The organism is Blastomonas sp. (assembly GCF_046294995.1).
In the GTDB taxonomy this organism is placed as follows: domain Bacteria; phylum Pseudomonadota; class Alphaproteobacteria; order Sphingomonadales; family Sphingomonadaceae; genus Blastomonas.
This window is the reverse complement of the sequence record NZ_JBKBOG010000006.1, coordinates 86,486-103,434: the sequence shown is the minus strand read 5'-3', so window position 1 is coordinate 103,434 and position 16,949 is coordinate 86,486. Positions and strand designations below refer to the sequence as shown.

Below are 16,949 nucleotides of genomic sequence, written 5' to 3'. Positions count from 1 at the left end.
GGCCGAAGGCCGGGGTGGGCCTGTCCAAGGATTGAGGGTCGTGCTCCCTGCCCACCCCGGTCCGGCCAGCCGGACCTGCCCCTCCCGCAAGCGGGAGGGGAGAGGCGCTGGTGCCACCACGCCGAACTAACGCTCGATCGCCACAGTCTCGCAGGGCGCAAAGGCGGGTTGCGACACCGCGCAGTAGTATCCAGCCGCACCATCACCCTCGCCGCTGCGGCTAAGTGGCAAGCCACCAAGTCTCGCTGCCTTTCCCATCAAGGGAGAGGCGAAGCAGGGTGCGTCAGAGACACGGAGAGCCGATGTCAGCCGGTCAGAACTTCACGGTCGCCGTGGCGAAGACCTGGCGGGGGTTGCCGTAGAATGCGGTGGCGACGCCCTCGGTGCCCAGCGTGGGGATGAAATTGCCCGCCGCGTTGCGGGTCGGGGTGCCATCGGGTGCGGTGGCGAGGAACTGGTAGCCCGAGGTGATGTACTGCTTGTTGAGGATGTTCCTGGCGTTGACCCCGAAGCTGAAACGATCGGCCTCGTCGCGCCAGATCAGCGCGGCATCCCAGAGCGCATAGCCCTCCTGATCGAGGAACGGGCTTGGCGTTTCGAACTGGAAGGTCTTGCTGCGATAGCTCAGCGTCGTCGATCCGGTGATCATGCCGGAAAACGCCGGAACCGCGCCGGTGAAGGTGCCCGATGCAGTCCATTTGGGCGTGTTCTGGATGCGGCGCAGATCGGCGACGTCGATGTTGCGGGCATCGATGAAGCGCTTGTACTCGCCATCGATGTAACCCAGCGTCGCGTTGAAGCTCAGGAACGATCCGCTGCCGGCAAATTCCTGCGCGAACACGGCGTTGCCTTCGAACTCGATCCCCTTGAACTCCGCCTTGCCGGCATTGGTGGTGACGCCGATGAAGGTGTCGTTGACGCCATCGCCGTTCGAATCGAAGCCTGCCGAGCCTGGCACCTGGACGTTGGTGTAGTCGGCATAGAAACCGGTCACCGCCAGGTTGATCGCGTTGTTGGCGAAGCTGCCCTTCCAACCCAGTTCATAGCTGTCGACGGTTTCGGGCTCGAAGCTGAGGAAATCGAAAATCTCGTCCTCGCTGCGCACGCCGTCGCGGTTGAGATCGGGCGCGGCGGTGGAAAGGCCGCGCGGATCGAAGCCGCCGCCCTTGAAGCCCTGCGAGTAGCTGGCGAAGAACAGGTGATCGGTGTTGGGCTTGAAGCTCAACGACGCGCGCGGGTTGAAATCGGTGAACCGCGCCTGGCCGTTGAAGTTCGAGGTGGTGGCAAGCACGATCGGGTTGCCGCCGAACTCGGCCGAGCGGCCCAATTTGGTCTGGCGCAGGATGGTCGAGTTGCGCTTGTCGACGGTGTAGCGACCACCCAGCGACAGCGAGAGCTGATCGGTGAAATCATAAGTGAAATCGCCGAACACCGACCAGGTGTCGGTGCGGATATCGCCTGCGGTGAACGCGTTGAGGTTCGCCAGCGTGGTGAACAGCAGCACGTCGAACGCGGTCGAGGCCTTGGCATCGAGATAATAGAAACCGACCAGGCCCTTGAGGCGGCTGCCTTCGTAAAGCAGCTGGAATTCCTGGCTAACCTGCTCGTTGCGGTACAAGGCCGGCACGTCGACATCGATCGCGGGCAGCGCGTCGAAGTCGATCGGGGTAAAGCTGTCGTCCTTGCGCCACGCGCTGATCGACCGCAGCGTCAGCGTGTCGGTGAGCTCGGCGGCGATGTTCATCGCCAGACCATAAGCTTCGATGTCCTGCTTGGGATCGTTGAGCCCGGCGCGGGTATCATAGACGTCGCGCAGCACCGGGGTGCCGCTGCGGATGCCGGGGATCAGGCGGTGGCCGTTGCGTGGATCGGACTTGTCGCGGGTGTAGTCGCCCGAGATGCGGATCAGCACCGGCGCGCCATAGCCGCCGAATTCGAGCGTGCCGCGGCCTGCATAGACATCGCGGTTGTAGTTTTCGAGGCTGCGGATGTTGAGGTTGTCGCCGAAACCGCCGCGCGACAGCCGCGCGACCGTTCCACCGACACGGACGAGATCGCTGATCGGCGCGGACACGGTGACCACGCCCTCGGCCTGGTCATAGGTGCCATAGGTCGCACGCACCTTCATGCTGAAGTCCTGCGGCAGCATCTTGGTGACATACTTGACCGCGCCGCCAATCGTGTTGCGGCCATAGAGCGTGCCCTGCGGCCCGCGCAGCACCTCGATCCGCTCGACCTCGTAGATATCGAGGACGGCGGCCTGCGGGCGGTTGAGATACACGTCGTCAAAATAGATGCCGACACCCGCCTCGAAGCCGGGAACCGGATCCTGCTGGCCGACACCGCGGATGAAGGCGGTCAGCGTCGAATTGGTGCCGCGCGAGTTTTCCAGCGTGGTGTTGGGGGTGATCTGCGAAATATCGGTGATGTCGAGCGCACCCTGGTTTTCCAGCCGCTCGGCGGAAAACGCGCTGATCGCGATCGGAACGTCCTGCAGGTTTTCCGCGCGGCGGCGGGCGGTCACTACGATGACATTGCCACCGGCAGACGTGGTTTCCGCTTCCTCCTGAACGTCCTGCGCATGGGCGGTGGCGGGAAGCGCGGTCAGTGCGGCTGCTGCCACACCCAGCGTCAGCGCGGCGCGCATAGTGGCAAAGCGGGTAAACCGATACGATGTCATGGCAATCCTCCCATCATCCAAACCTGAAGTCCCGCGGTGTACCGGTTCGTCTTTTGACCGGCCTTGCACAGGGCGTGATTGTCCATTACTGAAAGTTGAACCAGCTTTCAACTCTTATCCGTTTGGGGAAGACAAAGCAGGGTTAATCGGCCAGACGTGTTGCATCAGTGCATCATGTGCGGCGGTGGGAGTGGATTATGGCGGCACAGGCGCCTGGGCAGGCAGACATCAGGGCAGACGCATCGCCCGAACGATCAGGCAAGACGCCGCGCACGGCGCGCGGCCGTGCCACCTTACGCAAGCTGCTCGATGCTGCGGCGATCGAGTTTGGTGAGCGCGGCTTCCACGAGGCCTCGATCAGCGGCATCACCCGCCGCGCCGGCACGGCGCTGGGCAGTTTCTACACCTATTTCGATTCGAAGGATGAGATCTTCCGCGCGCTGGTGCAGGACATGTCGGCGCAGGTCGGGGTCCATGCCGCCGCCGCGATGCAGGCGGCCGAGACCGCGCTCGATCGCGAGCGCGCGGCGCTGCAGGGCTTTCTGGAGTTCGCCCGCGAGCACAAGGAAATCTACCGGATCATCGACGAAGCAGAGTTCGTCGATTCAGACAGCTATCGCGCGCATTACCAGGTGACCGCTTCGCGTATTCTGGCGAGGTTGAAGGCAGGCGCCAAGACCGGCGAACTGCGCGAGGATGTCAGCGAACTGCACGCCTGGGCAGTGATGGGGATGAACGTGTTTCTGGGCCTGCGCTATGGGGTGTGGACCGAGGACATGACCCCCGAGGCGATTGCCAGCGCCGCGAATGATTTCATCGCGCGGGGGTTGAAGCCTTGATGGTAGTCAAGGTGATTGCGCCCTGACCCGTCATTCCCGCGAACGCGGGAATCCCGCTTGTACTCCACGGCTGCGCAAAAGCGGGACCCCCGCCTTCGCGGGGGTGACGATAGTGCAAAATCTCTCAATCCCTCAATCGCTCGCCATCAGCAGTTCGGGCAGCTCCCCACTCGCGCCGCGGGCCTCGTCGATGATGAACCGGCGGATCAACCCCGTGCGCCCGACGATCTGCATCCCCAGACGCCGCACCAGCGAGGGCGCGCCGCCCGGCAGGCCATACAGCCGATTGAGCACATCGGTCGCCGCCGCCATCATCGCGTTGTCGAGCATCCGCCAGTCCTGATAGCGTTTCAATTGCGCCAGATCGCCGGGATCGAGCCCCAGCCGCGCGCCTTCGCCCAGCACCTGCGCCAGCGCCGCGACATCGCGCAGACCCAGGTTGAGTCCCTGCCCGGCAATCGGGTGAATAATGTGCGCGCTGTCGCCCACCAGAGCGACCCGGGGAGCGACCATCGCGCTCGCCTGACACAATGTCAGCGGCCAGCTGCTGCGCGGCGCCACCGGGGTAATCTCTCCGAGAAAACCGCCGGTCATCTTGGTCAGCGCCGCGCCGAACGCCCGGTCGGACAGCGACACCCACGCATCGGCCTTGCCCTCGGGAACGGTCCAGACGATCGAGGCCATCGCCCGGCCCTCGTCATCGTCGTTGAGCGGCAGGATCGCGACCGGACCGTCGGGATAGAATATCTCGAACGCGGTGCTGTGGTGCGGCTTTTCCAGCGTCACCGCCGTAACGATCCCGCGCTGATGGTACGACCACTGGCCCAAATTGATTCCGGCAAGATCGCGGGTGGGTGACACGCGGCCTTCCGCGCCGACCAGCAACGACGCTGATAACACGCGTCCATCGGCCAGGGTCGCCGTGGCGCGATGGGCGTCGATCGTGCGGGCAGCGACCTCGCCCCCCATCACCAGATCGATATCGGCGTCGGCACTGGCTGCCTCGAACAGCGCGGCGCGAAGCAGGCTGTTGGGCAGCATGACGCCCATGCCCTCGACCCCGGCATCGAAATCAAGCCCGCCCTTGCGCAGGCCGTCGCTGACGGCAATGCGGTCGATCGGGCAGGCATCGCGCCACAACGCATCGCCCAGCCCCAGGTTCTGCAGCATTTGCCAGCTGGTGCTGGCCAGCGCCGATGCACGCCCGTCGAATGCCGGGTCGGCAAGCGTCTGCGGGCCGATGCGGTCGACAACCCGGACGCTCATTCCATTGCGCGCCGATGCCAGTGCCAGTGCAAGGCCCGTCGGCCCTGCGCCCATGATCAGGATGTCGCTATGCTGTGTTTCGTTCATGGCCGCAATGTAGGGCGCAACTGGCGGCCTGAACAGAGGCTTTGCCACCCGGAGTCGGGTCCCAAGTCCTTGCTTGACGCGGAGTCCCTCGTCTGTGCAAAATGCGCGGGCATTTACCATAACGCCGGAGTTTTACAGGATATGGCCAGTCGCGCCGCCACCAGAAACGCGCCCGATTGGCGCGAACTGATGCGTCAAAGCCTGTTGCGCAGCGGCAGCCTGATCCTGTCGCTGACGCTGTTCACACTGGTCCTGTTTACCGCACTGGCGCTGGCCACCTATCACCAGACCGATTCCTCGTTCAACACAGCGGCCGGCGGCCCGATCGACAACTGGATGGGGGCAGCCGGTGCCTGGATCGCGGACCTGATGCTGTTCGTTGCCGGTCCCGCCAGCGCGCTGATCCTGCCGATCACCGCAGTGCAGGCGCACCGGCTGTGGATCAACCGTCCGCTTGGCCACTGGCGCCGGGCCGCTTTGGCGACGGTGATGAGCATATTGCTGCTGGCAGTCGCCGCTGCTGTTTTTTTCGGAGAGTCGGCGCAGCACTTTCCTGCCGGACCCGGCGGCCTGATCGGTCTTGTCGGTGCGCGAGGCATTCAGGCGCTGGCGGGGCTGCTGCCACCGGCGGGTGTCGCATGGGGCGTGTATGGCAGTGCCACCGTTCTGGGCCTGCTCGGTATTGGACTGGGCTGGAAGGCGCTGGGGCTTGAGCGCGGACTGCTGCGCATGCCGCCGATCAAGGTCAGCGTGCCCGAAGCCCTGTTCCGCAAGCCGATCGGCCCGACGGTCGACGAGGACGATGAAGAGGCGATCGGCGATCTGCCGGAGACGCCGCGTCCCGCGCTGGCAGCACCGCGCAAGGAAGCCGTTCCCGACAACCGCCCGCCGCCGGAGATCACCGAGCCGTCATTGCGCCCGGCCAAGGCCCAGCTTGGCCCCAAGAGCAAGCAGGGTGACTTTTTCGGACCCTATGACCTGCCCTCGGTCGATCTGCTCGATCCGCCACCGTCCAGCACCGGCCCTGCGCTCGACAAGATCGCGCTGGAGCGCAACGCGCGATTGCTCGAAACCGTGCTCAGCGACTTCAATGTCAAGGGCGAGATCACTGCGGTGCGCCCCGGCCCGGTCGTCACCCGCTATGAACTGCTGCCCGCGCCGGGCATCAAGGCCAACCGCGTCATCCAGCTCGCCGACGATATCGCGCGCAACATGTCGGCGCGTTCGGCCCGTGTCGCTGCGATCCCTTGCCGCAAGGAACTGGGCATCGAACTGCCCAACCAGCACCGCGATGCCGTGGTGCTGCACGAGATGATCGGATCGACGCATTTCGCCGAGAATACCGGCCAGCTGCCAGTGATCCTGGGCAAGAACATCTCGGGCGACCCGGTGATCGCCGATCTGGCGCCGATGCCGCATCTGCTGATCGCGGGCACCACCGGATCGGGCAAATCGGTCGGCCTCAACGCGATGATCCTGTCGCTGCTCTACCGGATGACCCCGGAGACGCTGCGGCTGATCATGATCGATCCCAAGATGCTCGAGCTGTCGATCTATGACGGCATCCCCCATCTGCTCTCGCCCGTGGTGACCGAGCCGCAAAAGGCGATCCGCGCGCTCAAATGGGCGGTCGAGCAGATGGAAGAGCGATACCGGATGATGAGCGAGCTCAAGGTCCGCAGCCTCGTCAACTTCAACGACAAGATCCGCGTCGCCAAGGCCAAGGGCATCCCGCTGGGCGAAGAAGTGCAGACCGGCTGGGACCCCGTCAGCGGTCAGCCGCAATACGAGAAGAAGCAGCTCGATTACGAGCCGATGCCGCAGATCGTCGTCATCGTCGACGAGCTTGCCGACCTGATGATGACCGCGGGCAAGGAGGTCGAGTTCCTGATCCAGCGGCTGGCGCAGAAAGCGCGCGCGGCGGGAATCCATCTGATCATGGCGACGCAGCGTCCCTCGGTCGACGTCATCACCGGGGTGATCAAGGCCAACCTGCCGACCCGGATCAGCTTCCACGTCACCAGCAAGATCGATTCGCGCACCATCCTGGGCGAACAGGGCGCCGAGCAGCTGCTGGGCAAGGGTGACATGCTGTACATGTCGGGCGGCAAGCAGGTCGAACGCGTCCATGGACCGTTCGTCTCGGACGAAGAGGTACGCCGCGTTGCCGATCACTGGCGTGCCCAAGGGCAGCCCGATTATATCCAGGCGGTCACCGAGGAGCCCGAGGACGGCGGATTTGCGCTCGACGGCGCGAGCCTTGACGACAGCCCCGAGGAGCAGATGTACCGCAGCGCCTGCCAGATCGTGTTCGAAAGTCAGAAGGCATCGACCAGCTGGCTCCAACGGCAATTGCGCATCGGCTACAACAGCGCCGCGCGGCTTGTCGAGCGGATGGAGGAGGATGGCTTCATCAGCGCGCCCAACCATGTCGGGCGGCGGGAGGTCTTTCGCGACAAGGATGGCAACCCGCTGTGATGCCGCGGGCTATTTCTCGCCTGCGACCTTGATGTCCTTTTCCAGCAGCGTCTTCACATAAAGGCGCTGCACCATCACGAACAGCACGACCGTCAGCGGCGCAGCCAGCAGCACGCCGATGAAACCGAACAGCAAGCCGGCGGCGACGACAGCGAACAGCAGCACGGCAGGCGGCACATCGACCGCATGCTTCTGGATCATCGGCTGAAGCAGATAGCTCTGCAGCTGCTGGACGATGATATACAAGACCAGCGTCCACAGGGCCACGGTGGGCGAGACGGTGAACGCCAGCAGCACGGCAGGCACTGCGGCGATGATTGGACCGACCATCGGGATGACATCCAGCAGGCCTGCGATCAGCCCCAGGCCGCCGGCGGCCGGAACGCCCAGCAAGGCCAGCCCCGCCCCCGAAAACAGCGCGACGAACACCGAGGACACCGCCTGGCCGAGCATCCACCCGCGCAATCCGCGGGCTGCGTCCTCGAGCGCTTCGTCCAACGGCCGCTCGGCCCTGCGCGGCATCAGCAGCACCACGCCGCGCCTGTAGACCTGAGGGTCGCTGGCGATGAAGATCGCGCCGAAAAAGATGAGCAGGAAATTGGCAAGGCTGCTCGTGGCCGTCATTGCGAAACCACCCAGCCGGGATGCCATGGTCGAGATATCGCCACTGCCCTGCCGGAACATTTCGCGCGCGGAATCGCCCAGCCCCAGCTGATCAAGCTGTGCCTCGACATTGTTGATGGCAGGCGGGATACTTTGCCGGATGGTGTCGAATTGGTTTGCCAGCTGCGACCCGAACAGCGTGAACACCCCGGCAAAAACACCCAGCAACAGCAGCACCGAAATCGCAAGCGCCGGGCCACGACTCATGCGGGTAACGCGGCAAACCCCGCCGGCGATCGAGGAAAACACCGCCGCTAGGACCAGTGCTGCAAAGACCATCATCAGGAAGCCGGCGAGCTCGACCAGCAACCAGGCGAGGCCCAGGATGCCAACGACCACCATCGTCATCGCGGCGACCCTGCTGATACCCAGCGTCGGATCCCGGTCGTCTTGGTTGGCAGGCTCCATCAGGTCAGACTTTCGCAAGAGAACAGCACCACCGGCAAGGAGCCGGTGGTGCTTTTGAAGACTAAGATATCATCGGTTATTCAGCGGGAGAAGCGGCGAAAGACAGCTGGTCGTTGTCGGCGCCGGGGACGGTGAGGCCTATGTCACCTTCTTGTAGATGAAGGTTCCGATCACGAACAGCGCGACCGCGATCACGACGGCGATCCAGAACAGGATCTTGGCAAGATCCCAGGCAAAGTCGGCAAGGCCGCCGAAGCCCAGCACGCCCAACACGAGGGCGATGATGGCGAAGATAAGGGCGGCTCTGAGCATGATGGGGTCCTTCCAGCGTAGGTTCGCGGTAACGTTTCGCTTCACGTTACGCCACGCCGCGCCGAAAGGTTCCGCGTCAGCGATGACCAAGCCCCCGGCTGGGTCCCGACCAGGGTTCAGATCGAAAAGCTTGATCCGCATCCGCAACCGGAGGCGGCGTTGGGGTTGGTCACCTGGAACGCCGAACCGCCGAGCGATTCAACGAAATCGACCGCGCTGCCGCGCACCAGGTCCAGGCTCATCTCATCGACGACAAGCGACACGCCGTCCTGCACGGCGATGGTGTCGCCATCTTCCGGGGCATCAGCGAGACCGAAGCGATATTGGAAGCCCGAGCACCCGCCACCTTCGACCGACAGCCGGAGCATGGCAGGCTTGCCCTGCTTGGCCGCGATGGCAGCCACGCGGGTTGCGGCACTGGGGGTGAGGGTGATGTCAGTGGTGGCGGTCTGTTCCATAGGGCCAACATAAGCCTTCCAGGCCGCAGCGACAAGCCGCCGTCAGCCGAACCGGCATCGCTGCGCCCGCGCAAGGCACAAAAAAGGGGCCGGTCCGAAGACCGACCCCGATTTTGTAGCCAGATCTTGCGATCCAGCGTGTGGCTTACATACCCGAACCCGGACCGTACGTGATTTCCACGCGACGGTTCTGCAGTTCGCGAACGCCATCGGCGGTCTGCACGCGGTTCTGGGTTTCCCCGAATGCCCGGGTGCTGATCGCGCTTGCGGGGATGTTCCGCGAGACCAGATAGGCCTTGACGGAGTCCGCACGGCGCTGAGACAGGCCGACGTTGTACGAGGCTGCGCCCGAACGGTCGGCGTGACCTGCGAGCATGACCGGAACCGAACCACAGCTGCCATAGGCTGCCACGGCGTTGTCCAGGATGGTCGCTGCTTCCGGCGTGATGTTCGACTTGTCGAAGTCGAAGAACACGATGTACGGACCCTTCTCGCAAACCGGCGGAGGCGGCGGAGGAGGCGGCGGCGGAGGCGGCGGAGGCGGCGGGGGCGGCGGCGGGGGAGGAGGAGGCGGAGCCGCATCCTGACCACCGAAGTTGTAGATGATGCTGCCCAGGATCGAGTGGCTGCGGAAGCGGCCATCGAAATCACGTCCACCAGCGTCGATCAGGCTGACCGAGTCGCTGTTGAAGAAGCGATACTTCAGACCCACGTCCCAGCTGTCGCTGAGAGGAGCACGAACGCCAGCGAGAACCTGCCATGCAAAGCCGGTGTCGGAATCGTTCAGGAACGCCGAGCGACCGGGGTTGGTGGCTGCTGCGGTGATGTCCGTACGAGCAACACCGACGCCGCCGCCAACAAAGCCCTGAAGGCCATCATTGTCGCCGAAATCGATCAAGCCGTTGAGCATGAACGAAAGCACGTTAGCCGAACCGACTGCGTTGGAACGACCAACGAGAGCAGGAAGGGGCGCACCGCGTGCGACAGCAACCGAGGTCTGGAGGTCGGTCAGGTCAGCTTCACGATAGCTGACTTCAGCTTCCATGCGGAACGGACCGAAGTCATAACCGACGATTGCGCCGACGTCATAACCCTTGTCCGAATCGATGATCACCGCATTGCTGAGCGCGCCGACATCGAACTCGATGTCCTCAACGATCATGGCGCCGCCTTCGACGCCAACGTACCACTCGCCATCACGGGCAAAAGCCGGTGTGGTCAGGGCGGTAGATGCCAATGCCAGTCCTATGACTAACTTTCGCATAGATATTCCCCTTATAATTAGGATTTGAAACGACAACTCGGCAACGTTACTAACGCTAACCTAGTTGCCACGCAAGCGCGGTTTTGGCGGGAGTGTTGCCGAAATGTCGCCATTTCAGGGGGTGACGGGCAAAAAATGGCAGCAGTTGCCTTTAATGCAAGCCAGGTCGGCCCTGACCGGCCGCTGCGAATCATAAAAGCATAATGCGGCAAGATCAATCAAGTAGCATCGAGCAGTCCGTGTGATCGCAGCGCTGCCAGCATGAGAGCCACCGTGGAGCGGGCCTCGACATCGACGACCGTGCCGCCGCTGGCGCCGGATATGGCGGGGGGCGCCGACCATGTGCCGCCATCGTGCATGCGGACAATGGCCGCGGCCCGGTCATACATCCGCATCCCGGCGAGGCCGGCCACGAACCGCCACCCCCCGGCGGTGAAGATCGCGATCTGCGCGGCCTTGCCCGCCCATGCCCCCACGGGCGAAGGCCCGACGATCCAGGCGCTTCCTTCGGCCGGTTCGAGTTCGGCAGGGTCCGCCGCGACGGCCTCGACACAGCCGCCCAGCAACGCGTCGATGATGACGAGCGCTTCGTTGTGGGTGATTTCCTTCTGCGCCTGCGCGGCGAACAGCAACGGCAATGCAAAATTGGCGGTCTGCGACATGGTCTGGTTCCTCGGCTAATGCTGCGGGCGGACTTGCGGGCGAACTTAAAGCGGCAACGGGATAATCAGCGGTGGCGACAGCCCCAGCGCCCCCTGCTGGACAACCGACGCTTCCAGCGTTGCACTGGCCATAGATCGCCACGCCGCCAGAACGCCCGCATCGAGCGAAACGGACGCTTCGTGCACCACAAGGTCTGCGATGCTGATGCCATCGGCAGCAACCGCCATCCGGTAAACCTCGGCGTCTTCGCTCAGCGGCGCGTCGATGCCGTCGCGCCAGGCAAAGCCGCCCCGGCTGCGGCGCGTCCATTGCACGATGATCCCGCCCGCCCCGTTGTCACGCCAGCGACCATGCACCGGCGACAGGGGCCGCACCGCTCTGCCGTGGCTGCCCAGCCGTGCGATGGCGGGTTCGGGATCATCACGGCCCTGCGCTGCGGCATCGAAGCCGGGCTCCGCGCCGATGAAGGCAGGATCGACCAGTCCCAAGGCCTCGCTGATCAGGACAAAGCTCTCGCCCGGCGCATGGTCGGCGATCTTGTCCTCGGTCCCGCCCCGCCCGCGCCACAGGCCGGTCAATCGGAACAGATTGCCTCCCAGGGGCTCGACATGCGCAAACTGGATCGCTTCTGCCCCCACCATGGCCAGATTCGCTCCGCGCGACAGCGCCGCATCGTCGGCGTTGACCAGGGCGAACGGGCCGTCGCGGACCAGGTTGACGATCAGGGCATTGGTATCGTCGCGCAGCAGCGGCGTTCCGGGGCCCAGTATCCCGGCAACCGCGCCCATCGTCGCATTGACGCGCAGGTGTTCGAGCGCATCACCGAGCGTGTCATCGCTCTCCAGCCGATACACCGTCGCGCCGCGCCAGCCGGCCAGCGGGCCTGCGACGGCGAGCGCGATGTGCGAATGCGCCATCGGCCGATCGAGCGGCGATGGCAGATCGAACAGGGCAAACCGGGTCGGACCGATGCCGCCATCGGGAGCGTTCACGCTGCGTCCGGGATCGACCATGACCGGCAGCGCCGAACCGGCGGCCCGGTGGCTGGCAAGCGCCAGATCGATGCCTTCCGCGCTCCATTGCCAGCGCAGCACGCGCCAGCTTCCCGCCCATCCTTCTATCGTGACGACATTGCCCGGGAGCATCGCAAAATCGAGCACCGACGTGCGCAGATCGATCCGCTCGAGGCCATCGCGTTCGGCCCGCACCAGCAGTTCGGCGCGGTGCTGCGCCAGGCTGGCGCTCAGCACCAGCGGCAATTCGATCTGTCGCAGCCTTCCGCTGCCGCTGGAACCCGTGCGACGCAACCCCGGCTGATAGTCGCGCTCCGGTTCGTAATAGCGCAGCACCAGACCATCGGTCTGCGGCGTGCTTCGCTGGCTGGTGAGATGGCTCTGTTCGGCACTGCCCTGTGCGCGCTGCAGCAGCGTGGATGTCGCAACCACCGCCCCGCCGGGAAGCTGGGCCTCGCGCAGAACGGCCCGCAGGTTTCGATCCGAATCGGTCAGCACCAGCGGGAAGCCGGCAGCGATCGTGCGCAGCATGTCGCGCCGGGTTTCGCCGGTGAGGCTGGCGCCGGTCACGGCGGGCGATGCTTCCCAGGGCTCGTCCATCCCGATCGCGCGCGCCACGATGCCACCCAGATCGGCATCGCTTGCATCGCCGATCACCTCGAAGGTCAGCGACGGAATGCGGTTGCCGAACTCTTCGAGCGCCATGTCTTCGAACACCGCATAGGCAAGCCCGCGATAGGCCGGGCAGCTGCTCAGCCCTTCGGCGGATGCGATCAGCGGATCGAGCGGCTGGTCGCCATGGCCAAGGTGCAGCCGAAAGCCGGTCTCGCTGGTGAAGACGCCATCTGCGCCGCGCAGCAGATTGCCTTCAGCCCAGATGCGTCCGACACCCGCGATCGGCCTGCTCGACAGAGCCACCGCGAACGACACCGAATAGCTGTAGCGCGTCGTTCCCGGCCGCCCCTTGCCGCCGCCCTCGCGGATGCGGCGTTCCTTGAGGTCGGTCGCCCAGATCACCGTTCCGGCGATCCGCGCGCGGCCATGCACCTGCGCAAACGGACTGCCATATTGCGAACTTTGTACCGCAAGATCTGCAAGCCGACGACCCTCGCGGTCCTTGGGGCGGAACAGCACGGTCTGATCGATCGTGCGCCCGATCAGCGCGCCAAGCGCGCCACCGAGCGGGCCACCGACCAGGGTACCAACGGTGCTCAAAACCAGCGTCGCCATGGTTCAACCCTTTGCTTGCAGCCGCCAGCGGCGGAGCACCGGCCAGGTGACCGGCGGCGGGACCGCGACCACCTGTCGCAGCCCGATATGGGCGTGGACCAGCGCGCCCCCGCACGCGATCATCACATGAAAGTGCTGCCTGGCCGGGGCGCACAGCAGCACATCCCCTGAGGCCGGGACCGCCTGCGAAGGGACAGGCGCGAACCCGCATCCTGCCGCCCAGCGGTCGAAGCGGTGCAGCGAACCTCCGCGCATCGGGTAATCGGCAGGCGGGGTCACAGACCGCCCGATCCGCGCCAGCGCCGCCACCACGACGCCGACGCAGTCCAGGCCGGTCGCAGGATCGCGGCCGTGCATGCGGAAGGGTACGCCCACCAGCGCAAGCGCCGCTGCGCTGAGGCGTTCACCCGGCCTTTCGCCATCGGTATTGGCCATCACAACACAGCGAACCGGGTCAGCAGGTCATTGCCCGGCAGATGCGGCTCAGCGCGAAAATTGAGCGCGTTGCCGAACCGTCCCGCGCAGGTGGCAAGCGACCTGTCGCAGCCCTGGAGCAGCAGCGCGCGGTCGCCTGGTGCGGGTGCACGCAGCAGCGGCCCATCGATCTGCAGCCCGGCGTCGGTCGAACCGACGATGTCGGCATGCAGCCCTGCGTTGCCTCCATCGATCCATCGCATGCTGCCGTGGACGAAGCCGGACGCGGGCGCTTCGTCCATGCCGGTGAACGCCAAACCTTCGGCGCTGACGGCATCGACCGTCGCGATATGCTCGAACGCACTCCGGCTGAGCCCGCAGCCCACGCCGCAGAATTCGGCGCGGCAAGAAGGCGAGGCAACGGGCACGAAGGGCTGGTCGAGCTGCGCCTTCAGCCCGCGCAGTTCGGCGGAAAAGCGATGGCCCTCGATCGACACCGCCCCCAGATGCCCGTGCCAGAACCACCCTGCCCCCTCGCCCGGTACCTGCCAGTCGATCAGGCCGATGCGCACCGCGGCATGATCCCATCGCCCGGCAGCCAGATCGTCGCTTCGGATCAGATCGTGGCTGAGCGCGCCTGCGATATCCATGTCGAGCGGGTCGAGCCCGTCATCCATCTCGATCGCCGATGGCAGCATCCCCGGCGCGGCATGATAGCGGACATGATCGACGACCAAGTCCCGGTCGTGCGCGGCAAAGCCCAGAACGATCCCATCGTGGCGCTCGACCCGCCAGAGCATCGCGATCGTCTCCAGCGGGCGGTCGAACCAGCGCGTCCTCATGTCGCCTCGCGGATTTCGACCAGCGTCACCGACACCGCCTCACCTGCCCTAAAGGTCGCGGCGCTGACCGTCAGCGCGTCTTCGGCAAAGCGGACCGGAACGTCGAACAGGAAACCGGCGCGCACCTTCATCCCGGCAGCGGGCGGATCGGAAAAGCGGATGATGCCACCGGGGTGCAGCGTCCAGCCCGTGACCGGCGCGCTGCCGATCGAGACGGAGACGCTGCCGGCAACAGGCCGGGTGATTCGCCGCTGCTGCGAATCCGGCGGGTCGCCATAATGCTTGATCAGCGCAAATTCGGACCGCACGCCGTCGCCCTCGCCCAGCAATTGGTCACCGTGATGCGGCACGCCGCACTCCTCGGCAGAGCTGTGGTCGAGCGGATCGCGCAGGCGAAACCCCCGCGCAGGGCCGCGCCGCGCGCGGAAAAAGCCGACCAGCTCGGCACAATCGGCTTCGGACCGGATGCCCGGACCGACATCGAAGCTGAGGCTCGCATCCGCCCACAGGCTGTTGCGCGTTTCGTGCCCCGTCACCGACCGGAAGATCTGGGTGGAAAAACGGCTGGTGCTCTGTGCCTCGCGCCCCAGCGCCAGCGGAAAGCTCACATCGTCAAACGCCTGCATCGCGCCGTCTCCTTCTGCTGCCAGATCGAAATAGGTGAAGCCGTCGCGCGTCACCTGCGGCAGTGCCCAGATGAGGGTTTCTGCGACCCCACGCGCCTTGTTTGTGTCCGCTGCGCGCGCGATGCTCTCCCAGACCTCTGCCTGCTCGGGGAGCAGCACGAAGCCGCTTATGTAATGCTGCTGCGCCAGCGGATAGCCCAGCCGCTGCTGCATCAGATCAAGCCCGGCCCGTTGCGCGGCAAAACGCCTTTCGATCACCCAGTCGTAATCCTCGAGCTGGAGGACATCGAACGCGGGCCAGGCCCAGCCAACAGGAACGTTGGCGCGCCGCGCATCGGGCGCGGCGGTATCGAGCACGGTCGGCAGATACACCAGCACCAGCGATTCCACCGGCAGCGGCGCCAGCGCCTCGCGTACCGCCTCGACCAGCGCCGCCGTCGATGCGGCGAGCATCGCGCCCGCCTGATCCAGCATCGCCGTCTGCGCTGAAGACATCGACGCCCGGATATCGGGGATCGATACGCCCGCCTCGCCGAATGCGGCAATCGCCGCGGCATCGTAAAGGCAGATGCGGCCATCGTGCATGATCCACCACCACGGTTCGCCGACCTGGAAGCGCACCGGCAGGCTTTCGTCTGCCATGATCCGCGCAAACGCGATGCCGACCGCTTGCAGATAGGCCATCGCGTGCGGATTGGCGGGGCTGAGCAGGGTCGAGGGCGGCACCCATCCGGTCAGCGCAGGGTCGCCATTCTCGGCGCGCTGCTTCCACGGCTCGGGGCAATGCGCATCGAAAAGTTCGTACGACAGCGAAACGATCGGGCTCAGCCCCCATAGCCTGGCCTGTTGCGCGAGGCTCCGGTGCCAGGCCGCGCACGGCGTGTTGATCGCGCCGCCCTCGGTCGTCACCAGCAATGCTGCACCGGCACGCTCGAGCCCGAAATAATGGCTCATCCCGACATAATGGTTGAGCGATCCGCGATATCCCAGGCCGATGACGTTGCGTACCAGCCGAGCGGGCGTCAGGTTGAAGCTGTCGTCATACGCGGTCGCCATCGCAAGGCCGTGCGGCGGCACCAGCACATCGCCGATCTCGAGCATCGACCGTGCGCCATCGCAGGTGATATCGGTCATCTCGACCCAGCCGGATGCAGGCGCGGCCAGCGCTCCGCTGGTGCCGTCATAATCCGGCGGGACCAGCGAGATGAACATCCGGTCGATGCCCGAAGGATGCACCGGGTCTGCTTCGCCCGGCAGCACAAAGCCACCCGACAGCGCCGAGAACGGCAGGCTGATCACCGCATCCTCGGGCATGCCGACGGCATAGTTCCACAGCCGCACATACCAGCTGCGCGGCGCGCCTGCGGCATCGCGCCCGTCGATGGTCAGCGTCGGCCCGTGCACCGCATCGAGCGGCTTGACCCCCGACGAGCGCCAGCGGAACTTGAGCGTCGTCCGCGCATAATCGCAGTCGGTGGCATAGGCCAGCAGCGGGTGATCGAATCGGTCCGCACTCTCCCAGATCAGCCCGGCCAGCGCCTCGCGATCGTAGAACAGCGCGTCGACCCGCAGCGCATCGGGCGCGGTGGTGACCACCGATGCCATCATCGGACGCGGAAAATTGACCGTCCAGAAGCGCGGATCGAAGCGCTTGATGTGGCTTGCGGTCTGGTCGCCGCGCGCATCGCACAGCCAATAGGCCATCG

General features: G+C 65.3%; 13 protein-coding genes. 2 read left to right on the top strand and 11 right to left on the bottom strand.

Annotated elements, in window-relative coordinates; all coding sequences use genetic code 11:
• Positions 1-313: 313 nt before the first annotated feature.
• Complete coding sequence (locus ACK4R0_RS09410; RefSeq protein WP_409673559.1) at positions 314-2,680, bottom strand: TonB-dependent receptor; 2,367 nt, start codon at positions 2,678-2,680, stop codon at positions 314-316.
• 197 nt (positions 2,681-2,877) lie between these two features.
• On the opposite strand from ACK4R0_RS09410, the gene ACK4R0_RS09405 reads away from it, so the two are divergent.
• On the top strand, positions 2,878-3,519 hold the full coding sequence (locus tag ACK4R0_RS09405) for a TetR/AcrR family transcriptional regulator (RefSeq protein ID WP_409673557.1): 642 nt from the start codon (positions 2,878-2,880) through the stop codon (positions 3,517-3,519).
• Between the two features lie 132 nt (positions 3,520-3,651).
• Here ACK4R0_RS09405 and ACK4R0_RS09400 read toward each other — a convergent pair whose 3' ends face one another.
• On the bottom strand, positions 3,652-4,872 hold the full coding sequence (locus ACK4R0_RS09400) for a UbiH/UbiF/VisC/COQ6 family ubiquinone biosynthesis hydroxylase (RefSeq protein ID WP_409673555.1): 1,221 nt from the start codon (positions 4,870-4,872) through the stop codon (positions 3,652-3,654).
• A gap of 141 nt (positions 4,873-5,013) precedes the next feature.
• Here ACK4R0_RS09400 and ACK4R0_RS09395 point away from each other — a divergent pair, with 141 nt between their 5' ends.
• Positions 5,014-7,350: a DNA translocase FtsK gene (locus ACK4R0_RS09395; protein ID WP_409673553.1), complete on the top strand. Its 2,337-nt coding sequence runs from the start codon at positions 5,014-5,016 to the stop codon at positions 7,348-7,350.
• Positions 7,351-7,359: 9 nt separating this feature from the next.
• Here ACK4R0_RS09395 and ACK4R0_RS09390 read toward each other — a convergent pair whose 3' ends face one another.
• From ACK4R0_RS09390 to ACK4R0_RS09350, 9 genes are all read right to left on the bottom strand, one after another.
• Complete coding sequence (locus tag ACK4R0_RS09390) at positions 7,360-8,421, bottom strand: AI-2E family transporter (RefSeq protein ID WP_409673551.1); 1,062 nt, start codon at positions 8,419-8,421, stop codon at positions 7,360-7,362.
• A 138-nt stretch (positions 8,422-8,559) separates the two neighbouring features.
• Positions 8,560-8,733 (bottom strand): DUF1328 domain-containing protein, encoded by a 174-nt coding sequence (locus ACK4R0_RS09385; RefSeq protein WP_409673549.1) that lies wholly within the window; start codon positions 8,731-8,733, stop codon positions 8,560-8,562.
• A 116-nt stretch (positions 8,734-8,849) separates the two neighbouring features.
• Positions 8,850-9,191 carry an iron-sulfur cluster insertion protein ErpA gene (gene erpA, locus ACK4R0_RS09380; RefSeq protein WP_409673547.1) on the bottom strand — a complete coding sequence of 114 codons (342 nt, stop codon included), beginning with the start codon at positions 9,189-9,191 and terminating at the stop codon, positions 8,850-8,852.
• Between the two features lie 145 nt (positions 9,192-9,336).
• On the bottom strand, positions 9,337-10,455 hold the full coding sequence (locus ACK4R0_RS09375) for an OmpA family protein (RefSeq protein ID WP_409673545.1): 1,119 nt from the start codon (positions 10,453-10,455) through the stop codon (positions 9,337-9,339).
• Positions 10,456-10,673: 218 nt separating this feature from the next.
• Positions 10,674-11,117: a DUF2793 domain-containing protein gene (locus ACK4R0_RS09370; RefSeq protein WP_409673543.1), complete on the bottom strand. Its 444-nt coding sequence runs from the start codon at positions 11,115-11,117 to the stop codon at positions 10,674-10,676.
• Positions 11,118-11,162: 45 nt separating this feature from the next.
• Positions 11,163-13,361, bottom strand: a complete 2,199-nt coding sequence (locus ACK4R0_RS09365) for a phage tail protein (protein ID WP_409673541.1) — start codon at positions 13,359-13,361, stop codon at positions 11,163-11,165.
• 3 nt (positions 13,362-13,364) lie between these two features.
• Complete coding sequence (locus tag ACK4R0_RS09360) at positions 13,365-13,796, bottom strand: peptidoglycan endopeptidase (protein WP_409673540.1); 432 nt, start codon at positions 13,794-13,796, stop codon at positions 13,365-13,367.
• Entirely contained in the window at positions 13,796-14,617 is an 822-nt protein-coding gene (locus tag ACK4R0_RS09355; RefSeq protein WP_409673538.1) for a DUF2163 domain-containing protein, read from the bottom strand. The genes ACK4R0_RS09360 and ACK4R0_RS09355 overlap by 1 nt, the downstream gene beginning before the upstream one ends.
• The gene (locus tag ACK4R0_RS09350; protein WP_409673536.1) at positions 14,614-16,947 is read right to left on the bottom strand and encodes a DUF2460 domain-containing protein; all 2,334 of its coding nucleotides are present in this window, start codon (positions 16,945-16,947) and stop codon (positions 14,614-14,616) included. Before ACK4R0_RS09350 ends, ACK4R0_RS09355 begins: the two co-directional genes overlap by 4 nt.
• Positions 16,948-16,949: the final 2 nt, after the last annotated feature.

Coding starts and splice junctions, on each gene's coding strand:
- ACK4R0_RS09410 (WP_409673559.1), bottom strand. CDS start 2,680: ATGACATCGTATCGGTTTACCCGCTTTGCCACTATGCGCGCCGCGCTG.
- ACK4R0_RS09405 (WP_409673557.1), top strand. CDS start 2,878: ATGGCGGCACAGGCGCCTGGGCAGGCAGACATCAGGGCAGACGCATCG.
- ACK4R0_RS09400 (WP_409673555.1), bottom strand. CDS start 4,872: ATGAACGAAACACAGCATAGCGACATCCTGATCATGGGCGCAGGGCCG.
- ACK4R0_RS09395 (WP_409673553.1), top strand. CDS start 5,014: ATGGCCAGTCGCGCCGCCACCAGAAACGCGCCCGATTGGCGCGAACTG.
- ACK4R0_RS09390 (WP_409673551.1), bottom strand. CDS start 8,421: ATGGAGCCTGCCAACCAAGACGACCGGGATCCGACGCTGGGTATCAGC.
- ACK4R0_RS09385 (WP_409673549.1), bottom strand. CDS start 8,733: ATGCTCAGAGCCGCCCTTATCTTCGCCATCATCGCCCTCGTGTTGGGC.
- erpA (WP_409673547.1), bottom strand. CDS start 9,191: ATGGAACAGACCGCCACCACTGACATCACCCTCACCCCCAGTGCCGCA.
- ACK4R0_RS09375 (WP_409673545.1), bottom strand. CDS start 10,455: ATGCGAAAGTTAGTCATAGGACTGGCATTGGCATCTACCGCCCTGACC.
- ACK4R0_RS09370 (WP_409673543.1), bottom strand. CDS start 11,117: ATGTCGCAGACCGCCAATTTTGCATTGCCGTTGCTGTTCGCCGCGCAG.
- ACK4R0_RS09365 (WP_409673541.1), bottom strand. CDS start 13,361: ATGGCGACGCTGGTTTTGAGCACCGTTGGTACCCTGGTCGGTGGCCCG.
- ACK4R0_RS09360 (WP_409673540.1), bottom strand. CDS start 13,796: ATGGCCAATACCGATGGCGAAAGGCCGGGTGAACGCCTCAGCGCAGCG.
- ACK4R0_RS09355 (WP_409673538.1), bottom strand. CDS start 14,617: ATGAGGACGCGCTGGTTCGACCGCCCGCTGGAGACGATCGCGATGCTC.
- ACK4R0_RS09350 (WP_409673536.1), bottom strand. CDS start 16,947: ATGGCCTATTGGCTGTGCGATGCGCGCGGCGACCAGACCGCAAGCCAC.